Origin of the sequence: Sphingomonas zeae (assembly GCF_014197135.1) — a bacterium.
Taxonomy (GTDB): Bacteria; Pseudomonadota; Alphaproteobacteria; order Sphingomonadales; family Sphingomonadaceae; genus Sphingomonas; species Sphingomonas zeae.
Window position 1 is genome coordinate 52397 of sequence record NZ_JACIFA010000015.1, and the last position, 23106, is coordinate 75502.

22 protein-coding genes are annotated in these 23106 nt (G+C 65.1%); 19 read left to right on the plus strand and 3 right to left on the minus strand.

Annotation, left to right across the window (positions count from 1 at the left end):
• The first annotated feature begins 28 nt into the window (after window positions 1–28).
• Both GGR45_RS16755 and GGR45_RS16760 read left to right on the plus strand, forming a co-directional pair.
• Entirely contained in the window at window positions 29–1660 is a 1632-nt protein-coding gene (locus tag GGR45_RS16755; RefSeq protein ID WP_217497862.1) for a histidine kinase famiy protein, read from the plus strand.
• Window positions 1661–1702: 42 nt separating this feature from the next.
• Window positions 1703–4375, plus strand: coding sequence for a valine--tRNA ligase (locus GGR45_RS16760; RefSeq protein ID WP_175310550.1), 2673 nt, complete (start codon window positions 1703–1705; stop codon window positions 4373–4375).
• Window positions 4376–4518: 143 nt separating this feature from the next.
• On the opposite strand, the gene GGR45_RS16765 is transcribed toward GGR45_RS16760, so the two are convergent.
• Window positions 4519–6297, minus strand: a complete 1779-nt coding sequence (locus tag GGR45_RS16765; protein ID WP_175310551.1) for a cation:proton antiporter domain-containing protein — start codon at window positions 6295–6297, stop codon at window positions 4519–4521.
• A gap of 113 nt (window positions 6298–6410) precedes the next feature.
• Here GGR45_RS16765 and GGR45_RS16770 point away from each other — a divergent pair, with 113 nt between their 5' ends.
• Window positions 6411–6860, plus strand: a complete 450-nt coding sequence (locus GGR45_RS16770) for a c-type cytochrome (RefSeq protein ID WP_217497863.1) — start codon at window positions 6411–6413, stop codon at window positions 6858–6860.
• A 9-nt stretch (window positions 6861–6869) separates the two neighbouring features.
• Here the strand turns inward: GGR45_RS16770 and GGR45_RS16775 are convergent, their stop codons facing one another.
• Both GGR45_RS16775 and GGR45_RS16780 read right to left on the minus strand, forming a co-directional pair.
• Entirely contained in the window at window positions 6870–7412 is a 543-nt protein-coding gene (locus GGR45_RS16775) for a TIGR02594 family protein (RefSeq protein ID WP_175310552.1), read from the minus strand.
• 112 nt (window positions 7413–7524) lie between these two features.
• Window positions 7525–8745, minus strand: coding sequence for an NADP-dependent isocitrate dehydrogenase (locus GGR45_RS16780; RefSeq protein ID WP_175310553.1), 1221 nt, complete (start codon window positions 8743–8745; stop codon window positions 7525–7527).
• Window positions 8746–8887: 142 nt separating this feature from the next.
• Here GGR45_RS16780 and GGR45_RS16785 point away from each other — a divergent pair, with 142 nt between their 5' ends.
• The 16 genes from GGR45_RS16785 (at window position 8888) to GGR45_RS16860 (ending at window position 23099) form a co-directional block, all read left to right on the plus strand.
• Window positions 8888–9610: a phosphatidylserine decarboxylase gene (locus GGR45_RS16785; RefSeq protein WP_175310554.1), complete on the plus strand. Its 723-nt coding sequence runs from the start codon at window positions 8888–8890 to the stop codon at window positions 9608–9610.
• A 14-nt stretch (window positions 9611–9624) separates the two neighbouring features.
• Complete coding sequence (gene pssA, locus GGR45_RS16790; RefSeq protein ID WP_175310555.1) at window positions 9625–10449, plus strand: CDP-diacylglycerol--serine O-phosphatidyltransferase; 825 nt, start codon at window positions 9625–9627, stop codon at window positions 10447–10449.
• Between the two features lie 58 nt (window positions 10450–10507).
• The gene (locus tag GGR45_RS19545; protein ID WP_221235836.1) at window positions 10508–10708 is read left to right on the plus strand and encodes a hypothetical protein; all 201 of its coding nucleotides are present in this window, start codon (window positions 10508–10510) and stop codon (window positions 10706–10708) included.
• Window positions 10709–10993: 285 nt separating this feature from the next.
• Window positions 10994–11803, plus strand: a complete 810-nt coding sequence (rpsB, locus tag GGR45_RS16800; protein WP_175310557.1) for a 30S ribosomal protein S2 — start codon at window positions 10994–10996, stop codon at window positions 11801–11803.
• Window positions 11804–11963: 160 nt separating this feature from the next.
• Window positions 11964–12899: a translation elongation factor Ts gene (gene tsf / locus GGR45_RS16805; RefSeq protein WP_175310558.1), complete on the plus strand. Its 936-nt coding sequence runs from the start codon at window positions 11964–11966 to the stop codon at window positions 12897–12899.
• 280 nt (window positions 12900–13179) lie between these two features.
• Entirely contained in the window at window positions 13180–13905 is a 726-nt protein-coding gene (pyrH, locus tag GGR45_RS16810) for a UMP kinase (protein ID WP_175310559.1), read from the plus strand.
• Between the two features lie 3 nt (window positions 13906–13908).
• Window positions 13909–14466, plus strand: a complete 558-nt coding sequence (gene frr, locus GGR45_RS16815; protein ID WP_175310560.1) for a ribosome recycling factor — start codon at window positions 13909–13911, stop codon at window positions 14464–14466.
• Window positions 14467–14507: 41 nt separating this feature from the next.
• A complete protein-coding gene (locus GGR45_RS16820) occupies window positions 14508–15224 on the plus strand; it encodes an isoprenyl transferase (RefSeq protein WP_175310579.1) in 717 nt (238 codons plus the stop codon).
• Between the two features lie 53 nt (window positions 15225–15277).
• Window positions 15278–16045 (plus strand): phosphatidate cytidylyltransferase, encoded by a 768-nt coding sequence (locus tag GGR45_RS16825; protein ID WP_175310561.1) that lies wholly within the window; start codon window positions 15278–15280, stop codon window positions 16043–16045.
• Window positions 16045–17202, plus strand: coding sequence for a 1-deoxy-D-xylulose-5-phosphate reductoisomerase (dxr, locus tag GGR45_RS16830; protein WP_175310562.1), 1158 nt, complete (start codon window positions 16045–16047; stop codon window positions 17200–17202). Before GGR45_RS16825 ends, dxr begins: the two co-directional genes overlap by 1 nt.
• Window positions 17199–18335, plus strand: coding sequence for an RIP metalloprotease RseP (gene rseP / locus GGR45_RS16835; RefSeq protein ID WP_175310563.1), 1137 nt, complete (start codon window positions 17199–17201; stop codon window positions 18333–18335). The genes dxr and rseP overlap by 4 nt, the downstream gene beginning before the upstream one ends.
• A gap of 70 nt (window positions 18336–18405) precedes the next feature.
• Window positions 18406–21150 carry an outer membrane protein assembly factor BamA gene (gene bamA / locus GGR45_RS16840; protein WP_415640715.1) on the plus strand — a complete coding sequence of 915 codons (2745 nt, stop codon included), beginning with the start codon at window positions 18406–18408 and terminating at the stop codon, window positions 21148–21150.
• A complete protein-coding gene (locus tag GGR45_RS16845; protein ID WP_175310565.1) occupies window positions 21150–21821 on the plus strand; it encodes an OmpH family outer membrane protein in 672 nt (223 codons plus the stop codon). Before bamA ends, GGR45_RS16845 begins: the two co-directional genes overlap by 1 nt.
• A 7-nt stretch (window positions 21822–21828) precedes the next feature.
• Complete coding sequence (gene fabZ, locus GGR45_RS16850; RefSeq protein WP_285138819.1) at window positions 21829–22317, plus strand: 3-hydroxyacyl-ACP dehydratase FabZ; 489 nt, start codon at window positions 21829–21831, stop codon at window positions 22315–22317.
• A gap of 98 nt (window positions 22318–22415) precedes the next feature.
• Entirely contained in the window at window positions 22416–22646 is a 231-nt protein-coding gene (gene rpmE / locus GGR45_RS16855) for a 50S ribosomal protein L31 (RefSeq protein ID WP_042487709.1), read from the plus strand.
• 138 nt (window positions 22647–22784) lie between these two features.
• On the plus strand, window positions 22785–23099 hold the full coding sequence (locus GGR45_RS16860) for a PilZ domain-containing protein (RefSeq protein WP_175310566.1): 315 nt from the start codon (window positions 22785–22787) through the stop codon (window positions 23097–23099).
• Window positions 23100–23106 lie beyond the last annotated feature (7 nt).

Sequence of the window (23106 nt, forward strand, 5' to 3'; positions counted from 1 at the left end):
CGGCGGGACCCGACCGGGTTCGAGGGGCATGGATCCGACGCCCGAGACCCCCGAGACGTTCGATAAGCCGAAATCGACGCGCTCGCACGTGTCGTCCCCGCCGATCGCCGATGCGAAGCAACCGCATTCCGGCCAATCGGATATCTTCTTCGCCGCCGTGAAGACGACGCGGATGCCGATGATCGTCACCGATCCCCGGCAGCCGGACAATCCCATCGTCTTCTGCAACGAAGCCTTCAGCTTCATGACCGGCTATTCCGAACAGGAGATCCTGGGTACCAACTGCCGGTTTCTGCAAGGCCCCGAAACCGATCGCGACGTGGTGGCGCAGGTTCGCGCGGCGATCGAGCGGCGCGACGAGATCGCCGTGGAACTGTTGAATTATCGGAAGAACGGCTCGACGTTCTGGAATGCGCTGTTCGTGTCGCCCGTCTATGACGATGCGGGCGAGCTGGTCTATTTCTTCAGCAGCCAGCTCGACATCTCGCGCCGCCGCGAGGCCGAGGATGCACTGCACGAGGCGCAGAAGATGGAGGCGGTCGGCAAGCTGACCGGCGGCATCGCGCACGACTTCAACAATCTGCTACAGGTCATTATCGGCTATTCGGACATTCTCGAGGCGCGGGTCGATCAGGGCGACCGCAGCGGGCGGCGCGCGGTCGAGGCGATCGCCGCCGCTGCGTCGCGCGGGGCGACGCTCACCCAGCAGCTGCTCGCCTTCGCCCGCAAACAGGAATTGCGCGACCGGCTCCTCAACTTCAACCAGCTGATCGAGGATTTCCGCCCGATCTTGAAGCGCACGGCGGGCGAAGGCGTGGTGATGCGCCAGCGGCTGGAGGAAAATCTCTGGAACTGCCGGATCGACCCTGTCCAGGCCGAGATGGCGCTGCTCAACATCGTCGCCAATGCGCGCGAGGCGATCGGCCGCAAATCGGGGCAGGGCGAGATCACGATCTCGACCCGTAACATGATCCAGTCCGCCGATAGTGCTGATGGCCCGGCCAATCTGGAGCCCGGCGAATATGTCGTGGTGCGCGTCGCCGATGACGGGCCGGGCATCGACCCGCAGATCGCCGACAAGATTTTCGACCCCTTTTTCACGACCAAGGAAATGGGGAAGGGGGCCGGGTTGGGCCTCGCCATGGTCTATGGTTTCATGCGCCAGTCGGGCGGGCTGGCGACGATCGAGCCGAACGCCGAAGGCGTCGCGATCGCCCTTTATTTCCCGCGCGCCGCCGGTGTCACCGAACGCCGCGCTGCCCCCGTCCAGCCCGCCCGCAGCGGTGGGGCAGAGCGTGTGCTGATGGTCGAGGATCAGCAGGACGTCGGCGATCTCGGCAAGTCGATGCTCGAGGATCTGGGCTATGACGTCGTCCTGACCCGCAGCGCGCGCGAGGCGCTGGACCAGCTAGCGCAGGACAGCGATTTCCAGCTACTGTTCACTGACATCCTGATGCCCGGCGGCATGAACGGCGTCGCGCTGGCACAGGCGGTGCGACGCGATTATCCGCGTCTGTCGGTGCTGCTGACCACCGGTTTTGCCGACGAGGCCATCGACGAGGGCGCGCGCTCCTATGAGCTGATCCGCAAACCCTATCGCCGCGCCGACCTGAACGAGCGGATTCGCGCGGTGCTCGATCGGCCAGGCGCCCGCACCTGATAGCATCTGGCGCAACGCTGCACGGCTGATTAAGGCAGCGGCATGACTGAGCTGCCCAAGACGTTCGACCCCGCCGCAATCGAAGCCCGCTGGTATGGCCATTGGGAGGAAAAGGGCCTGTTCCGCCCCGACCGCCCGAATGCCGAGCCTTGGACGATCGTCAACCCGCCGCCCAACGTCACCGGCAACCTGCATATCGGCCACGCGCTGGACAACACGTTGCAGGATATCCTCGTCCGCCATGCCCGGCTGAAGGGCAAGGATGCACTGTGGGTCGTCGGCACCGATCATGCGGGCATCGCGACCCAGATGGTCGTCGAGCGCCAGATGAACGCGCGCGGTGAGAAGCGCACCCACTTCACCCGCGACCAGTTCCTGGAAAAGGTCTGGACGTGGAAGGCGGAAAGCGGCGGCCAGATCACTGGCCAGTTGCGGCGTCTGGGCTGCTCGATGGATTGGGCCAATGAGCGGTTTACGATGGACGAGGGCTTCAGCAAGGCGGTGCTGAAGGTCTTTGTCGACCTGTACGCCCAAGGCCTGCTCTACCGCGACAAGCGGCTGGTCAATTGGGATGCGGGCCTGGGCACCGCGATCAGCGACCTGGAGGTCGAGACGCGCGAGGTGAAGGGCAGCTTCTGGCGCCTCCGCTATCCGCTCGCCGATGGATCGGGCTTTATCGAGGTAGCGACGACGCGCCCCGAGACGATGCTCGCCGACATGGCGGTCGCGGTTCACCCGGACGACGCGCGCTATACCGCGCTGATCGGCAAGCAGGTCCGCCTGCCGATCACCGGCCGCCTGATCCCGATCGTCGCCGACGAACATGCCGACCCCGAACTGGGATCGGGCGCGGTGAAGATCACGCCCGGCCACGACTTCAACGATTTCGAGGTCGGCCGCCGCGCCGGGATCGAGGCGCGGGACATGCTCAACATGCTCGATGGCAAGGCGCATATCTGCCAGACCTCGGACGGCCTGATCCCCGACGCGTTCCTGGGCCTTTCGACCGCCGACGCGCGCAAGGCCGTCGTCGCGCGGCTGAAGGAAGAGGGCGTCCTGATCCCGCACATCGACAAGGACGGCGCCGAGCACGACGCCGAGCCGCGCACGATCCAGACGCCGTTCGGCGACCGTTCGGGCGTGGTGATCGAGCCATGGCTGACCGATCAATGGTATGTCGACGCCAAGACGCTGGCCCAGCCCGCAATTCAGGCGGTGCGCTCGGGCAAGATCAAGATCGTGCCGCAGGCGTGGGAAAAGACCTTCTTCAACTGGATGGAGAATATCCAGCCCTGGTGCGTCAGCCGTCAGCTCTGGTGGGGGCACCAGATCCCGGCCTGGTTCGCGGAGGATGGCCGCGTGTTCGTCGCCGAGAGCGAGGAAGAAGCGCAAGGGCAGGCGGGCGCAGGCGTCACCCTGACTCGCGACCCGGACGTGCTCGACACCTGGTTCTCGTCCGCACTATGGCCCTTCGCGACGCTCGGCTGGCCCGACAATGGCGACAAGACGCTGGCGGGGCGTTATCCGAACGACGTGCTCATTTCCGGCTTCGACATCCTGTTCTTCTGGGATGCGCGGATGATGATGCAGGGCATGCACTTCATGGAAGATGTGCCCTTCAAGACGCTGTATCTCCATGGTCTCGTCCGCGCCGCCGACGGCTCGAAAATGTCGAAGTCGAAGGGCAATACGGTCGATCCGCTGGGCCTGATCGACCAATATGGCGCCGACGCGCTGCGCTTCTTCATGGCGGCGATGGAAAGCCAGGGCCGCGACATCAAGATGGATGAGCGCCGTGTCGAGGGCTATCGCAACTTCGCGACCAAGCTGTGGAACGCGGCGCGCTTCGCCCAGGCCAATGGCATCGGCGCATCGACGACGCTGGAGGCGCCCAACGCGACGCTGGCGGTCAACAAGTGGATCATCGCCGAAACGGTGAAGACGGTGCAGACGGTCGACCTCGCGCTGGCCGATTACCGCTTCGACGGTGCGGCCAACACAATCTACCAGTTCGTCTGGAGCCGGTTCTGCGACTGGTATCTCGAACTCATCAAGCCGGTCCTGCAGGGCGGCGAAGAGGGCGGCGACGAAACCCGTGCCGTGGCGGGCTGGGTGCTCGACCAGATATTGGTCCTGCTCCACCCGTTCATGCCGTTCATCACCGAGGAGCTGTGGCACGCCATGGGTGCGCGCGATCATGACCTGATCGTGGCCCAGTGGCCGATGGCCGACGCCCGCGCGCTCGACCCGGAGGCGGAGCGCGAGATTGACTGGCTGATCCGTCTGGTCAGCGAAATCCGTGCGGCTCGGACCGAACTCAACGTGCCGCCGGGCGCGCGCCTGCCGATGCATGTGCGTGATGCCCATGGAGATACGCAGGCGCGGCTGACCCGGCAGGCCTCGGCGCTCGCGCGTCTGGCGCGTGTCGACGCGGCCGAGGGCGAAGTCTCGGGCGGTGCGGCGCAGGTTGTGGTGGACGAAGCGACCTTCGTCCTGCCGCTGGAGGGCGTGATCGACCTCGACGCCGAGCGCCAGCGCCTGACCAAGGCGATCGCGGCGGTCGAGAAGGAGCGCGACGCGCTGGGCGGGCGGCTGAGCAACGCAAGCTTCGTCGAACGCGCCAAGCCCGAAGCGGTCGAGAAGGCGAAGGCCGACCATGCCGACAAGATGGCCGAGTCAGCGCGCCTGCACGCCGCGCTGGGCCGCCTGGGCTGACCCTCAAATCCTCCCCATCGTAAGATGGGGAGGGGGACCGCGCCCGCAGGGCGTGGTGGAGGGGCATGGCCGGTCCGTCACCGCCCCTCCACCATCGCTGGCGCGATGGTCCCCCTCCCCAAGCAAGCTTGGGGAGGATTGGTTTATCCCTGTTCCCCCAATCGTCGCAGCCGCCGGATGCGGGGCTCGCGCTGCAACTGCGCTTCACGCCGGATGACCTGGCGAAGTTCGTCGCGCTTTTCGTGGATCGACGCGATCACCGGCCCCATCGCGACGCCCAGATCGACCAGCACGGCCTCCGACAATTGGAGCGAGCTCTCCAGCGTCTCGGGCACCGCCTCGCTGACGCCCGCGCGGTACAGCTCGGTCGCATGCGCCATGTCGCGGGCGCGCGCGATAATCGGCAGATCGGGCGCGGCCTCGCGGATGCGGCGTGCCAGCCGCACGGTCAGCACCGGATCGTCCATGGTCAGGATCAGCGCGCGTGCGGCGGGCAGGTTCAGCCGGTCGACCAGTTCGGCCCGTGCTACATCACCGAACAGCACCGGATAGCCTGCGCGCCGCGCCTCGCCCACCGAATCGATGTCGGCCTCCACCGCGACATAGGATTGGCTATGGACGGTCAGCATGTCGGCGATCATCTTGCCGACACGGCCAAAGCCGATGATGACGGTCCGCCCGGTGTCGCCATCGGCCTCCGGCGCGGGGGGCAGGTCGCCGCTGCGCGCCTCGATCCGGCGAGAGATGACGCGGCCAGCCTTGGCGAGCAGCGGGGTAATGGTCAGGCCGATTGCCGTCACCGTCTGCCAGAAGGATGCGGTTGAGGGCAGGATCAGCTGGGCTTGCGCTGCCGTCCCCAGTACGATCAGCGTCGTCTCGGACGGGCTTCCCATCAGCAGGCCGGTTTCGGCAGCTACCGCGCGCCGGGCATGGGCGACGCGCAGCAGCAGATAGGTGACGATCGCCTTGACCGCGATCACACCCATCACCGCGAGCAGCAGCATGTCCCAGTTCCTGGCGATCAATCGCAGGTCCAGGCTCATGCCCACGGTAATCAGGAACACACCTAGCGCCAAGCCCTTGAACGGCGCGGTCATCACCTCGACCTCCGAATGATATTCGGTCTCGGCGATCAGCAGGCCGGCCAGAAGTGCCCCCACGATCGGCGACAAGCCGGCGGCGGTGGTCGCGACGCTGGCGACGATGACGACCAGCAGCGAGGCCGCCAGGAAAAGCTCGGGGCTCTTGGTCCGTGCAGCCTGTGCGAACAGGCGCGGCAGGACCAGCTTGCCGCCCAGATACATGGCCAGCACCGTCAGCCCACCGCGCAAGGCGACGCCCGCAATACCGACCCAGCCTTCGTCGCTGGCGGTCGGCGCCATGGCGCCCAGCGCGAAAATGATCGGGACCAGCGCCAGATCCTCGAACAACAGCATCGCGAAAGCCCCGCGCCCGACGGGACTGGTCGTCCCAACGAGCGGTAGCACCAACGCAGTCGAGGATAGGGTCAGGGCGAGGCCCAGCCCGATCGCTCCAGCCCAGCCTTGACCCAGCATATGGAGCGCGATGCCGATCAGCGCCGCCGATCCGATCAGTTCGGCCGCGCCCGTGCCGAACACCAGCCGCCGCATCGCCCATAATCTGCGAAAAGATAGCTCCAAGCCGATGGAAAACAGCAATAATATGATTCCGAACTCGGCGAACGGTTCGATCGATTCCGGGTTCGAGATGGTCAGATAATAAAGCCATGGTGCATGGGGGACGAGCGACCCCAGCCCGGCAGGCCCTACCAGCAGCCCGACCAGGATGAACCCGATCACCGGGCTGACCCGGAAACGGGCAAAGGCCGGAATGACGATCCCCGCCGATCCGAGGATCACGAGGGCGTCGGAAAAGCCCTGATTGTCTAACCGAAGTGCCATGGTGACAGACTAGCCCGGCTTTGGCGCGCTTGTCAGGTCGTTAATCCCACGAAACGGCGATGGGGCGATTCGTCCAATGGGGGCTGGCGCGGCGGCGGCGTTAGGGCAGCGCGATGAAGCCGCGCAATATCGCTGTCCTTATGATCCTACCCTGTCTCGCGCTGGTTGCCTGTGGCGATGGCGACCGGGCGGAACGGTTGAAGGCGGCAGGCCCCAACCCCTCGCTCGACGCGTTGATGCGGGTCGCGGACGCCGATGCGGGCGGACGAACCTTCGGCCAGTGCCTGGCCTGTCATACGATCGGCAAGGGGGAGCTCGACCGGGCCGGCCCCAATCTGCACGCCATCATGGGCAAGCCGGTAGCGGGCGGCAGTGCGCGCTATGGCTATACCGCCGCGCTCGAACGGATCGGCGGCCATTGGGATCGCGCGACGATGAGCCGCTGGCTGACCTCGCCGCAACGGTTCGCGCCGGGGACGAAGATGACGTATGCGGGACTTGCCGATCCGCTCGCGCGCGCCGACGTGATTGCCTATCTGGAGCGTGAAGGCCGCTCCCGATAAGCGCGATTGTCAGGCGACAGCGAACGCGTCGGCCGCCCGATTGCCCTTGCTGTCGAGCAATATGGGGACAGCGGTGGCTGGCGCATTCATGTAGAGCGGTTTGCGGGCCTCAAGGAACCGTTCTTTGGAATAGGCAAGGATGCACACCTTGTCTCCCTGATTGCCGCCCAGCACATGGTAATCCGTTGCGTCCTCGCCGACATACAGGCCGACATGGCCTCCACCGTTGCGGGTGAAGACGATGACGTCGCCCAGGTCGGGCTGGCCGCTGGGCTGGCCGAAATTGCGCCAGTTGAGCGCCCAGAGCGGATTGACCGGTGGCGTCTTGCCCGCACGGCGCGCTACGACGGCCATGGTCAGGCCGCACCATGGAATAGAGTCCGCCGGGTAGGACTGGGCGACATTGCCGCCGACTTCCTGCGCCCATTCGAGGATCACCGGATTATCACCGGAGCCAAGCTTTTCCTGGGTTCCGAAGATCTTCAATGTTTCCGCGACCATGCGCGGCAGCGGATCAACCCTGGTCAGCCAGCCGTAATTTCCCAGATCCATTCTCCGTCTCCCGATCGAGCAATACGCAAGAAGACCCGGGAGGCATGCCTCCCGGGTCCAGATTGCGCGCATCGGGATCGGCCGCCAAATGGCGACCGGACCGAAACGGATCTTACTGCCAGTTGCCCATTGCGGTTTCGAGGTTGACGCGGATCGCCTCGAAGAACTGCTCGGTGGTCATCCAGGGCTGGTCGGGGCCGATCAGGATGGCCAGGTCCTTGGTCATCTGGCCATTCTCGACGGTCTGGATGCAGACCTTCTCCAGCGTCTCGGCGAAACGAACGACGTCGGGTGTGTTGTCGAACTTGCCGCGATACTTCAGGCCGCCGGTCCAGGCGAAGATCGACGCGATCGGATTGGTCGAGGTCGCCTTGCCCTGCTGATGCTGGCGATAGTGACGCGTCACGGTGCCGTGCGCGGCTTCCGCCTCGATCGTCTTGCCGTCCGGGGTCATCAGGACCGAGGTCATCAGGCCCAGCGAGCCGAAGCCCTGCGCAACCTGGTCCGACTGCACATCGCCGTCGTAATTCTTGCAGGCCCAGACGAATTCGCCATGCCACTTCAGCGCCGAGGCGACCATGTCGTCGATCAGGCGGTGCTGATACTCGATGCCCGCCGCCTTGAACTGGTCGGCGAACTCGGTGTCGTACACTTCCTGGAAGATGTCCTTGAAGCGGCCGTCATAGGCCTTGAGGATGGTGTTCTTGGTCGACAGATAGACCGGCCAGCCGCGACCCAGGCCATAGTTCATCGAGGCGCGCGCGAAGTCGCGAATCGATTCGTCGAGGTTGTACATCCCCATGGCGACGCCCGAGCTGGGGAAGTTGAACACCTCCTCCTCGATCGTCTCGCCATTTTCGCCTTCCCACTTCATGGTCAGCTTGCCCTTGCCGGGCACCTTGAAGTCGGTCGCCTTATACTGGTCGCCGAACGCATGACGGCCGACGACGATCGGGTGGGTCCAGCCGGGGATCAGGCGGGGGACGTTCTTGATGACGATCGGCTCGCGGAACACCACGCCGCCCAGGATGTTGCGGATGGTGCCGTTGGGCGACTTCCACATCTTCTTCAGCCCGAATTCCTCGACGCGCTGCTCGTCGGGGGTGATCGTGGCGCACTTGATGGCCACGCCGTACTTCTGCGTGGCGTGGGCGCTATCGATCGTCACCTGATCGCTGGTCGCGTCGCGGTTCTCGACCGACAGGTCGTAATAGGCCAGTTCGATGTCGAGATACGGCTTGATCAGGCGTTCGCGAATCCATTCCCAGATGATCCGGGTCATTTCGTCGCCGTCGATCTCCACGACGGGCGTGTTCACCTTGATCTTCGCCATATGCGCATCCTTAGATTGGGCTGGTTTTGGCAAGCGTCTAGGGGAGGGGGCGCGGCGGATCAACCACCCTGCGCCATATGCGAAAGGGCCGGGGCGAACCGAAAAGATTGTGCGATGGCCGGTGGACAGGTAGACAGGACCGATGCCTTCGCTTGAAAAGCCTCCTATCGTCACCACCACGGTCAAGTGGCGGTTCCCTGCCGTCCATCCCGAAGGGCGCAAATATGTGCTGATCGGGGCGGGCCTGACCCTGCTCGCCACGCTGATCACCAAGGTGCTGTTCTGGCCGTTCGTCGGCCTGTGCATCTGGATCGCGGCCTTCTTCCGCGATCCGGTGCGCACCACGCCGCAGGGTGACGACCTGATCGTCGCGCCTGCCGATGGCCTTGTGACCATGATCCAGCGTGTGCCGATCCCGCGAGAACTGGTCGGTGAACTGGGCGATGCGCCGCTGGTGCGCGTGTCGATCTTCATGTCGGTGTTCGACGTGCATATCAATCGCACGCCGGTCGCAGGTGTCATCCGCCAGGTCGTTTATATCTCGGGCAAGTTCCTGAATGCCGATCTCGACAAGGCGTCGGACGAGAATGAGCGCCAGCATTTCGTCGTCGAGGGCCGTGACGGTCGCAAGATCGGCTTTACCCAGATTGCGGGTCTGGTCGCTCGCCGGATCGTCGGTTTCGTCAAGCCGGGGGACATGGTCGCGGCGGGTCAGCGCGTCGGCCTGATCCGATTCGGCAGCCGCGTCGACGTCTATCTGCCCGATGACGTGATGCCGCAGGTTTGCCTGGGCCAACGTTCGGTGGCGGGTGAGACGGTGCTGGGCCGGGTCGGCGGCAAGCCGATGACCGGCATTGCGCAGTAAGCCGCAACGTCAGGATGGCCATTTCCCCCCGTTTCGCACGCCGCCGCGCCAATGGTGAGCCACCGCGCGGCCTTCCCTTGCGGGCTATCATTCCCAATGCGGTGACCGCGCTTGCGCTGGTTTCCGGGCTGACGGGGGTAAAGTTCGCGATCGCAGGATCGTGGGAGGCAGCGGTCACCATGATCATGGTGGCAGCCGTGCTGGACGCTTTGGACGGCCAGATTGCGCGCCTGCTGCGCGGGGAAAGCCGGTTCGGCGCCGAGCTTGATTCGCTGTCCGACGCCATCTCATTCGGCGTCGCGCCGGCCCTGATCCTTTATCTCTGGTCGCTCGAGAACCTGCCGCGTATCGGCTGGATATGTGCGGTCCTTCAGGCGGTGTTCTGCGCATTGCGTCTGGCGCGCTTCAACTCCCAGCTTGACGTGACCGACCAGCCGCGCAAGACCGCCGGCTTCTTCACCGGCATTCCTGCCCCGGCAGGAGCGGGGCTGGCTATGCTGCCGCTCTATCTCTGGTTCTGGACGGGCGAACCGGTCTTTTCCTCGCCCTATCTGGTCGCACCCTGGGTCGCCTTCATTGCGCTGCTCATGGTGTCGAGCCTGGCGACCCTGTCTTGGACCTCGTTCCGTTTGCGCCGCCATGTGCGGTTCGAGGCGCTGGCGATCATTGTTCTTGTCGGCGTGGCGCTGATCTCGGCCCCCTGGCATGCGCTGACCGCCCTATGCCTGGCCTATCTGGTAAGCATTCCCGTGACCATGATCGCCTATGCGCGGCTCAAGCGGCAGCGCGGCGGCGGGCCAGCAGCGAAGGGGCCGGGGAGCCTGCCGCCCAGCGCCTGACCGCAATCCGGCGTTCGGCCACGACCAGCGTGGCGAGGGGCGCGAAAGCGGGTTCGACATGGCCGGTGGCGAGATGCAGGATGCGACGCCATTGCGGTGCGATCATCATTGCTATGGTGGTCAGGGCGGCGACCAACGCGCCCGTGAAAACCAGAACACTCACCACGATCATCATGATGTCAGCCTCCTGCCGTATGTTGCGATCCGGCATATTAACCGGACAGTAACCATTGATTTTTCCGTCCAGTTCCGTCGTTGAGACGGCGACATCAGGATGAGTCGTGCCAACTTCGCGACGTTGCGCTGCCGTTATGCGACGATCAAACTGAGGTCCCTGTTGTGATCGCTGTATGTTCCGCACCTGTTCCTGTGTCAAGCGGGGTTCGGAACAAAAGTGAACGGCCTGTTGCGCTTGCCATGGGATTTTTCTTGAGCTAAGGGCGCGCGCCTCAACACCGCATGGGAAGCATCATATTTCGGTGCGCATGGGCTTCGCCCGCCGCGTCATCCGCTTCCCAGAGGACTAACCGGAAGGAATTATCTTATGGCGGCACCTGTCGTCACCATGCAGCAGCTGGTCGAAACCGGCGCGCACTTCGGCCATCAGACCCATCGCTGGAACCCGAAGATGAAGCCCTACATCTTTGGCGACCGCAACGGCGTCCACATTCTCGACCTGTCGCAGACCGTGCCGCTCTTCGCGCGCGCTCTCGAGTTTATCAGCTCGACCGTCGCTGGCGGTGGCAAGGTCCTGTTCGTCGGCACCAAGCGCCAGGCGCAGGAGCCGGTCGCCGAGGCCGCTCGCCGCGCGGGCCAGCACTTCGTCAACCACCGCTGGCTGGGCGGCATGCTCACCAACTGGAAGACGATCTCGAACTCGATCAAGCGCCTCAAGACGCTCGAAGAGCAGCTTTCGGGCGACACGCACGGCCTGACCAAGAAGGAAGTGCTGAACCTGACCCGCGAGCGTGACAAGCTCGAGCTGTCGCTGGGCGGCATCCGTGACATGGGCGGCATTCCGGACGTGATGTTCGTGATCGACGCCAACAAGGAAGAGCTGGCGATCAAGGAAGCCAACACGCTGGGCATCCCCGTCGTCGCAATCCTCGATTCGAACGTCTCGCCCGACGGCATCGCCTTCCCGGTTCCCGCGAATGACGACGCCAGCCGCGCGATCCGTCTGTATTGCGAAGCCGTTGCCATTGCCGCGACCCGTGGCAACAACGAGCAGCAGCGCCGTGGTGGTGCGGACTTCGGCGCGATGGCCGAGCCGCCCGTCGAGGAAGCGCTGACCGTTGCTCCGGCTGACACGGCCGAGCAGGCGGTCGAGGCCGAGCGCCAGATCGACGCGTAATCGCGTAAGCAGGCCCCGCGGATGCGGGCGGGGCGATCATCGGCCGGATGGGCAATCCCGCCGGTCGGTGACATCGGCTTGACATGCAAGCCGTGCTAAGGGCCGCCTCCGATGGGGCGGCCCTACCCGCATCCCCCTTTTCAGACAGAGGATTGAGACAATGGCCGATATCACCGCAGCGATGGTCAAGGACCTGCGCGAAAAGAGCGGCGCGGGCATGATGGACTGCAAGAAGGCGCTCAATGAAGCCGCTGGCGACATGGACGCCGCGCTGGATTGGCTGCGCACGAAGGGCCTGGCGGCCGCGCAGAAGAAGTCGAGCCGCACCGCCGCCGAAGGTCTGGTCGGCGTCGCCACCAGCGGCACCGTGGGTGCTGCCGTCGAAGTGAACTCGGAAACCGACTTCGTCGCCAAGAACGATCAGTTCCAGGCGTTCGTGAAGGACGTGACCGCGATCGCGCTGAAGACCGGCGACGATATCGAGGCGCTGAAGAACGAAGCGATGCCGCAGGGCGGTACCGTCGCCGAAGTGCTGACCAACAATGTCGCGACGATCGGTGAGAACCAGTCGCTGCGTCGCGCCAAGCGCCTCGAAGTGTCGAAGGGCGCGGTCGTGTCCTATGTCCACAACCAGCAGGCGCCGGGCCTGGGCAAGATCGGCGTGCTGGTCGCGCTGGAGTCGGAAGCCGCCGACGAGACCCTGCAGTCGCTGGGCCGTCAGCTGGCGATGCACATCGCCGCTGCCTTCCCCAAGGCGCTGAACGAGGAAGATCTGGACGAGGCCGAGATCGAGCGCGAGCGCGCGATCGCGACCGAAAAGGCCGCCGAATCGGGCAAGCCCGCCGACATCATCGCCAAGATGGTCGAGGGTTCGATCGCCAAGTACCGCAAGGAGCACGCGCTGGTCAGCCAGCTGTTCGTGATCGACGGCAAGACCAAGATCAGCGACGTCGTGGCGAAGGCCGGCAAGGATGCCGGCGCCGAGATCAAGCTGGTGGACTATGTCCGCTTCCAGCTGGGCGAGGGCATCGAGAAGGAAGCGTCGGACTTCGCGGCCGAAGTGGCAGCGGCCTCGGGCGTTCCGCAGAAGGCGTAATGTCTTGCGCCGTCCCGTGCTGGGACGGTGACAGGTTCAAGGGGAGCGGTCGCCGCATGGTGGCCGCTCTCTTTGTGTTTGCGGCCAGGCCGTTGCTCGCGAGCAAACCGGGGTCCCTTGGGCTTTGACTTCGCCCGGCCTGAACCGAGGTGGGATTGAACGGGAGAGGTCGCTTGCTTGCGTCCCACGAAAATCCCCGCAACCCGCCGCTCCATGGTTGCCCGCTGGCCGGTCGCCGCCTAAGGTCCGCGCCACTTTCATCACCAAGATCCGAGAAACGATGACCACCCCGCGCTTCAAACGTATTCTTCTGAAATTGTCGGGTGAGGTCCTGATGGGCGAGGGGGGATTGGCCATCTCGCCCGAGATCACCGCACGCGTGGCGCAGGAGATCGCCGATGTCCGGGCCAAGGGCTATGAGCTGTGCGTGGTCGTCGGCGGCGGCAACATCTTCCGTGGCCTGTCGGCGGCGGCCAAGGGGATCGAGCGGGCGACGGCCGATTATATGGGCATGTTGGCGACCGTCATGAACGCGCTGGCGGTTCAGAACGCGCTGGAGCAGATCGGTGTCGATACCCGCGTCCAGTCGGCCATCCCGATGTCGAGCGTCTGCGAGCCCTTCATCCGCCGCCGCGCCGAACGCCATCTGGAAAAGGGCCGCGTGGTGATCTTTGCCGCCGGAGTCGGTTCGCCCTTCTTCACCACCGACAGCGGTGCCGCGCTGCGGGCCGCCGAGATGAAGTGCGACGCGCTGTTCAAGGGCACCAGCGTCGACGGCGTCTATGATGCCGATCCCAAGAAGGTGCCGACCGCGACCCGGTATGAAACGGTCAGCTACTCCAAGGTTCTGTCCGACGACCTGAAGGTCATGGACGCCTCGGCCATCGCGCTGTGCCGCGACAATAATATCCCGATCGTCGTCTTCAACATCCGCGAACATGGCAATTTCGGTGCCGTGCTGTCCGGTGAGGGCGTGTCGACGATCGTCCAGAACACAGGAGCTTAAATCATGGCCGCTTATGACAAGTCCGATCTCGAGCGCCGTATGCAGGGCGCGGTCGAATCGCTGAAGCACGACCTGAACGGTCTGCGAACCGGCCGCGCCTCGACCGCGCTGCTCGATCCGGTGACCGTCGAGGTCTATGGCAGCCACATGCCGCTCAACCAGGTGGCGACCGTCTCGGCACCCGAGCCGCGCATGCTGTCGGTGCAGGTGTGGGACCGCTCGAACGTGTCTTCGGTCGAAAAGGCGATCCGCTCGGCTGGTCTGGGCCTGAACCCGATCAATGACGGCCAGACGCTGCGGCTGCCGATCCCCGACCTGACCGAGGAGCGCCGCAAGGAGCTCGCCAAGCTGGCGAACAAATATGCCGAGAGCGCGCGCATCGCGGTGCGCAACGTGCGCCGGGACGGCATGGACAGCCTGAAGACCGACGAAAAGAAGGGTCTGTTCGGCGAGGATGAGCGCAAGCGCCACGAAACCGAGGTGCAGAAGCTGACCGACGCCACCATCGCCGAGCTGGATGCGGCGGCGGCGGCCAAAGAAAAGGAAATCCTGGGCAAGTGAGTCCTCCGGCCGCCTCGGCCCAGACGGCTCTGGGGTCGCTGGTGGCCGTGCCCGATACGGGTGCGGTGCCGCGTCACGTCGCGATCATCATGGACGGCAATGGCCGCTGGGCCAAACGCCGCCTGTTGCCCCGCTTTGCCGGTCACAAGGCCGGGGTCGATGCCGTGCGTCGCATAGCGCGCGCGGCGCGGGCGATGGGGATCGAGGCGCTGACGCTCTATGCCTTCTCTTCGGAGAATTGGCGGCGGCCCGAGACCGAGATCAGCGACCTGATGGGGCTGCTGCGCATCTTCCTGCGCAAAGATCTGGCCGAGCTGGTGTCGGACAATGTCCGGTTGCGCGTGATCGGTGACTATCGCCGCTTCCCCGCTGATCTGGTCGCAATGATCGACGATGCGGTCGAACGAACCTCGTCCAATACCGGCCCGATCCTCGCCATCGCGCTGAATTACGGCGCGCAGGCCGAACTGGTCGAGGCGGCCCGGCGGCTGGCCAGCAAAGTCGCGGCCGGGGACATGGAGGCTCAGGCGATCACTCCGGAGGCGATCGAGGGCGAGTTGCAGACCAATGGCCTGCCGCCGCTCGACCTGGTCATTCGCACGTCGGGTGAGCAGCGCCTGTCCAACTTCCTGCTGTGGCAGGCGGCCTATGCGGAGTTGCTGTTCGTCGACACGCTCTGGCCCGATTTCGACGAGGCGGCGCTGGCGGATGCCGTGACCGAGTTCGGTCGACGACACCGGCGTTTCGGCGGCCTGTGACCGATCCTCAATTCCCTGAGACCGGGACGCCCGACACCCCCCCGGCCAAAAGCATGTCCAACCTGACCAAGCGGGTGCTGGCCAGCATTGTGATGATCGCGGTGGCGAGCGTCTGCCTGGCGCTGGGCGGTCTGGCCTTCTGGCTCCTGGCAGTCGTCGTCGCCCTGTTCATGATGGCCGAATGGTCCGATCTGTTGAAGGTCGATGCCAGGCAGAAGCGGCTGGCGCAGTTCGCGCTTTCCGTGCCGCTGGCGATCATGGCGCCGGGACTGGCTGCCGGGCCGGGCTTTTTCGCGCTGGGGCTGATCGCGGCGACCTTCTTCTTCCTGACCATCGTGTCGCGCCGCCCGGAATATGGGGCGGGGGCGTTCTATGTGGGCTTGCCCGTCTTCTCGCTGCTGGCGATCCGGCTGCACGACGACGGGTTGGTGCTGTCGCTCTGGTCGATGGCGATCGTCTGGGCGTGCGACAGCGGCGCGTTCTTCGTGGGGCGGCAGTTTGGCGGGCCGAAGCTGGCCCCGAGCATCAGCCCGGCCAAGACCTGGTCCGGCCTGATCGGCGGCATCACGGCGGCGACCCTGCTGGCGGTGCTGATGCGCTGGGCGCACGACCTGCCGCTGCATCTCGTCATCGCGACGCCGGTGCTGGCGGTGCTGGCCCAGATGGGCGACCTGTTCGAGAGCGCGCTGAAACGGCGCGCGGGGGTCAAGGATAGCGGGAATGTCCTGCCGGGCCATGGCGGCGTGATGGACCGGCTGGACGGCATCGTCCCAGTCGCGCCGGTCGCGGCGCTGCTGATCTTCCTGCCGGACCTGTTCTGATGCGCAGCGTCACCATTTTGGGTGCGACCGGATCGGTCGGCACCTCGACGCTGGACCTGATCGAGCGCGAGCCCGATCGCTACCGCGTCCGCGCGCTGACCGCCAATTGCGACGTCGCCAAGCTGGCGGCGGCGGCCAAGCGGACCAATGCCGAACTCGCCGTGGTCGCCGACGAAAACTGTCTGCCCGATCTGCGCGCCGCGCTGGCGGGCACCGAAACCCGTGTCGCAGGCGGCCGTGCGGCGGTGATCGAGGCGGCCGCGCTCCATGCCGACTGGACCATGGGCGCGATCGTCGGTTGTGCGGGTCTGGAGCCTGCCATGGCCGCGATCGCCAATGGCGGCACGGTGGTCCTGGCCAATAAGGAGCCGCTGGTGTCGGCGGGCGAGGTGGTGCTGGCGGCCGCGGCGAAGGCGGGGGCGACGCTGCTGCCCGCCGATAGCGAGCACAACGCCATCTACCAATGCTTCGATTTCGAGCGGCCCGAGCGGGTGCGCCGGATCGTGTTGACCGCCAGCGGCGGACCCTTTCGGGAGGCGACGACCGAGGAGATGCGCCACGTCACGCCCGAGCAGGCGGTCGCGCATCCCAATTGGTCGATGGGCGCCAAGATCTCGGTCGATTCGGCGACGATGATGAACAAGGGGCTGGAACTGATCGAGGCGGCGCGGCTGTTCCCAGTGCCGTCCGATCGGATCGAGATCGTGCTGCACCCGCAATCGGTCATCCATTCGGCGGTCGATTATGTCGACGGCTCGATGCTGGCGCAGCTGGGGCCGTCGGACATGCGCGTGCCGATCGCCCACTGCCTGGCCTGGCCCGACCGGATGCCGACGCCGATGGCACCGCTCGACCTCGTCGCGCTGGGGCGGATGGACTTTGCCGCGCCCGATCCGGTGCGCTTCCCCGCGCTGCGGCTGGCGCGCGCGGCGCTGGAGGCGGGTGGGGCGGCTCCGGCCATCCTGAACGCCGCCAATGAGATTGCGGTCGCGGCTTTTCTGGCGCGGCGCATCGGCTTCCTCGAAATTGCCGCAATCGTCGAGGATGTTCTTCATCGCTACGACCCGGCCCCACCGGAATCGCTCGACGCGGTGATCGCGATCGATACGGAAACCAGGGCTATCACGGCCGAGCGCGTTGAGGATTGCGTCGTTTGATTGAAACCCCCGGCCTGTTGTTGACCATCCTGGCCTTTGTCCTGGCCCTAGGCCCCCTCGTGTTCGTGCACGAAATGGGCCATTATCTCGCCGGACGGTTGTTCGGCGTGAAGGCCGAGACCTTCTCGATCGGTTTCGGTCGCGAAATTGCGGGCTTCACCGACCGGCGCGATACCCGTTGGAAGATCGGTTGGCTGCCGCTGGGCGGTTACGTCAAGTTTGCAGGCGACATGAACCCGGCCAGCCAGCCCGACGCCGCCTGGCTGTCGCTGCCCCCCGAGGAGCGCGCCCGGACCTTTCAGGCAAAGCCGGTGTGGCAGCGGGCGATCATCGTCGCGGCGGGGCCGGCGATCAACTTCGTGGCGGCGATCCTGATCCTGGCGGGCTTCGCCTATGCTTATGGCGAGGCGGTGGTGCCGCCGGTCGTGGGCCAGATCATGCCGGGCAGCGCGGCGGCGGCGACCAGCCTCCGCCCGGGCGACCGGGTAACGGCGATTGACGACCGTGCCGTCACCGACTTTGCCGACATCGCCCGCTATGTGCAAATTCGGGCGGGCGACCGGGTGACGATCACCGCGACGCGTGGCGGCACGCCCTTCACCACGAGCGCGACCATCGGCACCGAGGAGCAGCGCGACCGCTTCGGCAACAGCTATCGTATCGGCCGCCTGGGCCTGCGCGGCGCGGGCACGGTGGACATCCGGCCGGTCAGCCTGTTGCGCGCGCCCGTCGTCGCGGTCGAACGGACGGGCGAGATCGTTCGCATGATGGTCGAGACGCTGGGCCAGGTGATTTCCGGGCGCCGCTCGGTGAAGGAACTGGGCGGTCCGGTGTCGATCGCCAAGGTATCGGGCGAGCAGATGTCACTGGGCCTCGACGCCTTTGTTTTCTTCGTGGCTCTGGTGTCCATCAATCTGGGGTTCATCAACCTGTTGCCAGTGCCGATGCTGGATGGCGGTCATCTTTTCTTTTATGCGATCGAAGCGGTGCGACGGCGGCCTTTGGAGCCGGCGGCCCAGGAATGGGCGTTTCGCGGCGGTTTGATCGCGATCCTGGCCCTGATGCTCTTCGTGACGTTCAACGATCTGGGCAATTTGGGGCTATGGAAAAATATCCGCGGCTTGATCGGCTGACGCCGATGAGGCAGGGCGCGAGGACGACAGGGGTCGGTTCGACTTTTCTGGGGTGGGTTTGGTGACAGCAATGACGGGTATGAAGACTGTGCGCGCGGGCGCCATATTGCTGGCGGGCACGATGCTGTCGGGTGTGCCGGTGATGGCGCAGACCGCTCCGGGTGCCGGAGCGGCTCCCGCCGCCACGCCGACGCCGCTCGTCGCGCCTGCGCCGGTGCGCACGATCAAGACGCTGCGCGTCGAAGGGGCGCAGCGTATCGAGCCCGAGACGGTGTTGTCCTACACCAAGCTGCGTGTCGGCATTCCCTATACCCCGGAAACGCTCGACCAGGCGCTGAAGGACCTTCAGGCGTCGGAACTGTTCGCCGACTTCTCGATCTCCGGCGTCGAAACGGGCGACATCGTTCTGCGCGTGCGCGAGAACCCGATCATCAACCGGGTCATCCTGGAGGGCAACAAGCGCCTGAAGGAAGACAAGATCAAGAAGGAGATCAAGCTGTCTCCGCGGCAGATCTTCACCCGGACCGCCGTTCGCCAGGACGTGGCGCGCATCATCGAGTTGTACCGCCGCCAGGGTCGGTTCGGCGCAGTGGTCGAGCCCAAGATGGTCAATCTCGACCAGAACCGCGTCGACGTGGTCTTCGAGATCAGCGAGGGGCCGAAGTCCAAGGTCCGCCAGATCAACATCATCGGCAACGAGAAATTCTCCGACGACGAACTGCGTGGTGCGATGTACACCAAGCAGTCGCGCTGGTTCCGTTTCCTGTCCTCGGCCACCAGCTATGACCAGGATCGCCTGGCCGCCGACCAGCAGAAGCTGCGCCTGTTCTACCTGACCAACGGCTATGCCGATTTCCGGGTGACGAGCGCGGTGGCCGAGCTGACGCCGGACAAGAAGGACTTCATCATCACCTATGTGGTGGAGGAAGGTCCGCGCTATAAATTCGGCGACGTCAAGGTCGACAGCCAGATCCGCGACTTCGACAATGAGAAGCTCGCCCAGTCGCTGCCCATGAAGAAGGGCGACTGGTATAATGCCAAGCTGATCGAGGACTCGATCGACAGCCTCAGCCAGACGGCGGGCCTGTTCGGCTATGCCTTCACCGATGTGAATCCCGACTTCCAGCGTGACAAGGACACGCTGACCATGGCGATCACGTTCAACATCGCCGAGGCCAAGCGCACCTATGTCGAGCGGATCGACATCAACGGCAACACGCAGACGCAGGACAAAGTCGTCCGCCGCGAAATCCGCGTGGCCGAGGGCGATGCGTTCAACAGCTTCCAGGTCCGCCGCAGCCAGGATCGCATCAACTCGCTCGGTTATTTCCAGGAAAAGCTGGAGATTAAGCAGAACCCCGGTTCGACACCCGACCGCATCGTCCTGGAAACCAATGTCGAGGAACAGTCGACCGGCTCGCTCCAGCTGTCGGCGGGTTACTCGTCGCTGGAACGTTTCATCATCCAGGCGAACATCACCCAGCGCAATTTCCGCGGCAAGGGCCAGGAACTGCGCGCGGGCGTGAACTACTCGGCCTATTCGAAGTCGATCGAACTGGGCTTCACCGAGCCCTATGTGTTCGACAAGAATATCGCGCTGGGCGTCGACGTGTTCCGCCGCGACTTCAACTCGTTCAACTATCTCGGCACCACCCGCCAGACGACCTACAGTCAAGTCTCGACGGGCTTCCAGGTCCGCGCGGGCGTGCCGCTGACCGAATATTGGTCGCTGTCGGGTCGCTACGGCCTGACCTATGACGAGGTCGGTCTGGCGTCGTCCTTCTTCAACTCGGACGGCACCTGCAACTTCCAGCAGGCGGGGCGCTATCTCTGCGACTCGATCGGCAATCGCTGGACCTCGTCGGTCGGTTACTCGCTGATCTATGACAGCCTGAACAGCCGCCTCCGCCCGACCGCAGGTCATCGCTTCTCGTTCAGCCAAGATTTTGCCGGCCTGGGCGGCGACGTGAAATATATCCGTACCCGCGCGGAAGGGGCCAAGTTCAAGGGGCTGGGCAAGGGCTTCGTCTTCTCGATCCTCGGCGAGGGTGGGTATATCCACTCGCTCGAGGGCAGCCGTGGTCCGGGCATTGATCCGGTGCGTATCGTCGACCGCTTCTATCTGGGTGAGCCGCAATTCCGTGGCTTCGACATTCGCGGCGTCGGTCCGCGCGTGCTGCGCGTGCCCTATGTCATCGGCGCGGACGGTAGCCAGTCGAAGCAGACCGACCGCGACCAGATCGTCGACGATTCGCTCGGCGGCCGGGCCTATTATCTGGCGCGTGCGGAGCTTGAAATTCCGTTGGGCTCGGGCGCGCGCGAAATGGGCCTGCGTCCCAGCATCTATGTCCAGGCGGGCAGCCTGTGGGGCGTCACACGCCCGCTGCCTTCGCTCAACTTCCCGCAGGCTAAGGACGCCAGCGGCAAGCTGCTCTTCAACAAGGATGGCTCGCCGACGCTGGCCCCGGTGGCCGCGACCGACGGGCAGGGACGTCCGATTTATGCCGTTCCCACCAACGACAGCACCACGGCCAACAATACCGCCGGGCTCAGCACGATCTGCCCGACCGGCTATGCGCCGCTGGGTAGCAGCGTCGCCTGCTCGGGTACGTCGGTCAACACCGCGCTTCAGAACACCAGCTTTGCCGTTGAGGAATTCTACGGCGGCACGTGGAAGCCGCGCGTGTCGATCGGTGTCGGCGTGAACTGGAATTCACCATTTGGTCCGCTGCGCATCGATCTTGCCAAGGCATTGGTCACGCAGCCGGGCGACGACCCCAAGCTCATTACTTTCAACGTAGGGACGCAGTTCTGATGAAGACGATTTCCAAGCTCCTCCTCGCGGCGGCCCTTGTCGCGCCCGCAGCGACCGTCGCCACCAGCGCCAGCGCGCAGGTGAACGGCGTCGCCGTCGCCGACCCGCAGGGTGCGATCGCCGGTTCGCGCGCCTGGACCGCCGCGCGCCAGCAGATCGAGACGACCTACAAGGCGCAGCTCGACCAGGCGGAAACCCGCCGCGCCGCGCTGGGCCGTGAGCTGGAACCGCTGGTCCAGGCATTCCAGACCGCGCGCGCCGCGCCGAACGCCAACGAAGCCGCGCTGCGCACCCAGGCCCAGTCGATCCAGGCCAAGCAGCAGGCCGCCGAGCAGGAACTGGGTCGTCTGACCCAGCCCGCCGTCCGCGCGCAGACCTATGCCGTCGAGCAGATCCAGGCCCGTCTGGGCGAAGCGGTGCAGAACGCCGTGCGCGCCAAGAATGTCAGCCTGCTGGTCAGCCCGCAGGCGGTGCTGTTCATGCAGCCGACCGCCGACATCACCTCGGCTGTGACGGCCGAGCTGGACAAGCTGGTCCCGACGGTCAGCATCACGCCGCCCGCCAACTGGCAGCCCGGCCAGCAGGGCCAGCAGCAGGGCGCGGCCGCGACTGCTCCGGCCGCAGGCACCGCGGCTCCGGCGCCTGCTCGCCGTCAGAACAGCGGCCGGTAATCGTTTCGTGAGCGACGTCGTGAACGACGAGGGGAAGACTGTCATCGGCCCACTGGATGTCACGCGGGTCATGGCGGCGATCCCGCACCGTTACCCGATGCTGCTGGTCGATCGTGTCGAGGAACTGGTCCTCGACACGTCGATCCGCGCGGTGAAGGCGGTGACGATCAACGAGGCCTTTTTCCAGGGCCATTATCCCGGCCGTCCCATCATGCCGGGCGTGTTGATCGTCGAGGCGCTGGCGCAGGCCGCCGGCGTCCTGGGCGTGGAAAGTCTGGGCCTCGCCAATTCGGGCAAGCTTGTCTATTTCATGTCGATCGACGGCGTGAAGTTCCGCAAGCCCGTCGAGCCTGGCGTCCTCCTGCATCTGGAGGTCGAGTTCGTGTCGAAGCGGACCCGCGTCTGCAAGTTTGCGGGTGTCGCCAAGATCGATGGTTCGGTCGTCGCGGAGGCGAATTTCACCGCGATGATCGCCGACCCCCCCGCCGAAGCGTAAGCGCTGACGTCGTTTTTGACTAACGGGGCGCGGTCCGCTATGGGCCGCGCCTTGAGCTTTAAGGCTGGTCGGAACCAGCCATTTCCCGGAGCAATATCATGAAGACCGATACGCATCCCGACTATCACATGATCAAGGTGCAGATGACCGACGGCACCGTGTTCGAAACCCGCTCCACCTGGGGCAAGGAAGGCGACACGATGCAGCTGGACATCGATCCGCTGGCACACCCGGCCTGGACCGGCGGCCGCGGCACCATGCTGGACACCGGCGGTCAGGTCGCGCGCTTCAACAAGCGTTTCGGCGGCGGTCTTACGCTCCGCAAATAATCGCTTTCGGTGTCATCGCCGGACGATCGAAGGACCCGGTGTTTCCTCGCGAAGCGCCGGGTTTTTTGCGTTCATCGGACGGGTCCCGGGCAGAATCGGGTTTGCAGTCTGTTAACCAGCCGTGTTTAGATTGGTCGCATGTTCGCTGCGGAATTCGAACCTGCCGAGTTTGCCAATCGCCGCCGGGCGCCACGCGCGGCGTTGGCGCTGGACACTGACATGGCGCGTGGCGGGCTGGACCGGGCTTTGTGCCGCGTCACGGACATTTCGGTACAGGGTGCGCGGCTGCAAACCTATACCGAACTCCGGCGGGGCCTGAAGATCTGGTTGCGTCTGCCCAAGGTGGGGGACGTGGCGGCCCGGGTCGTCTGGGCAAAGGATTTTGCCGCAGGATGCCATTTCGACACGCCGCTGGCCCGTGAGGATTTCGAGTATCTCGCGCCCCTGACCTGATTGTCTC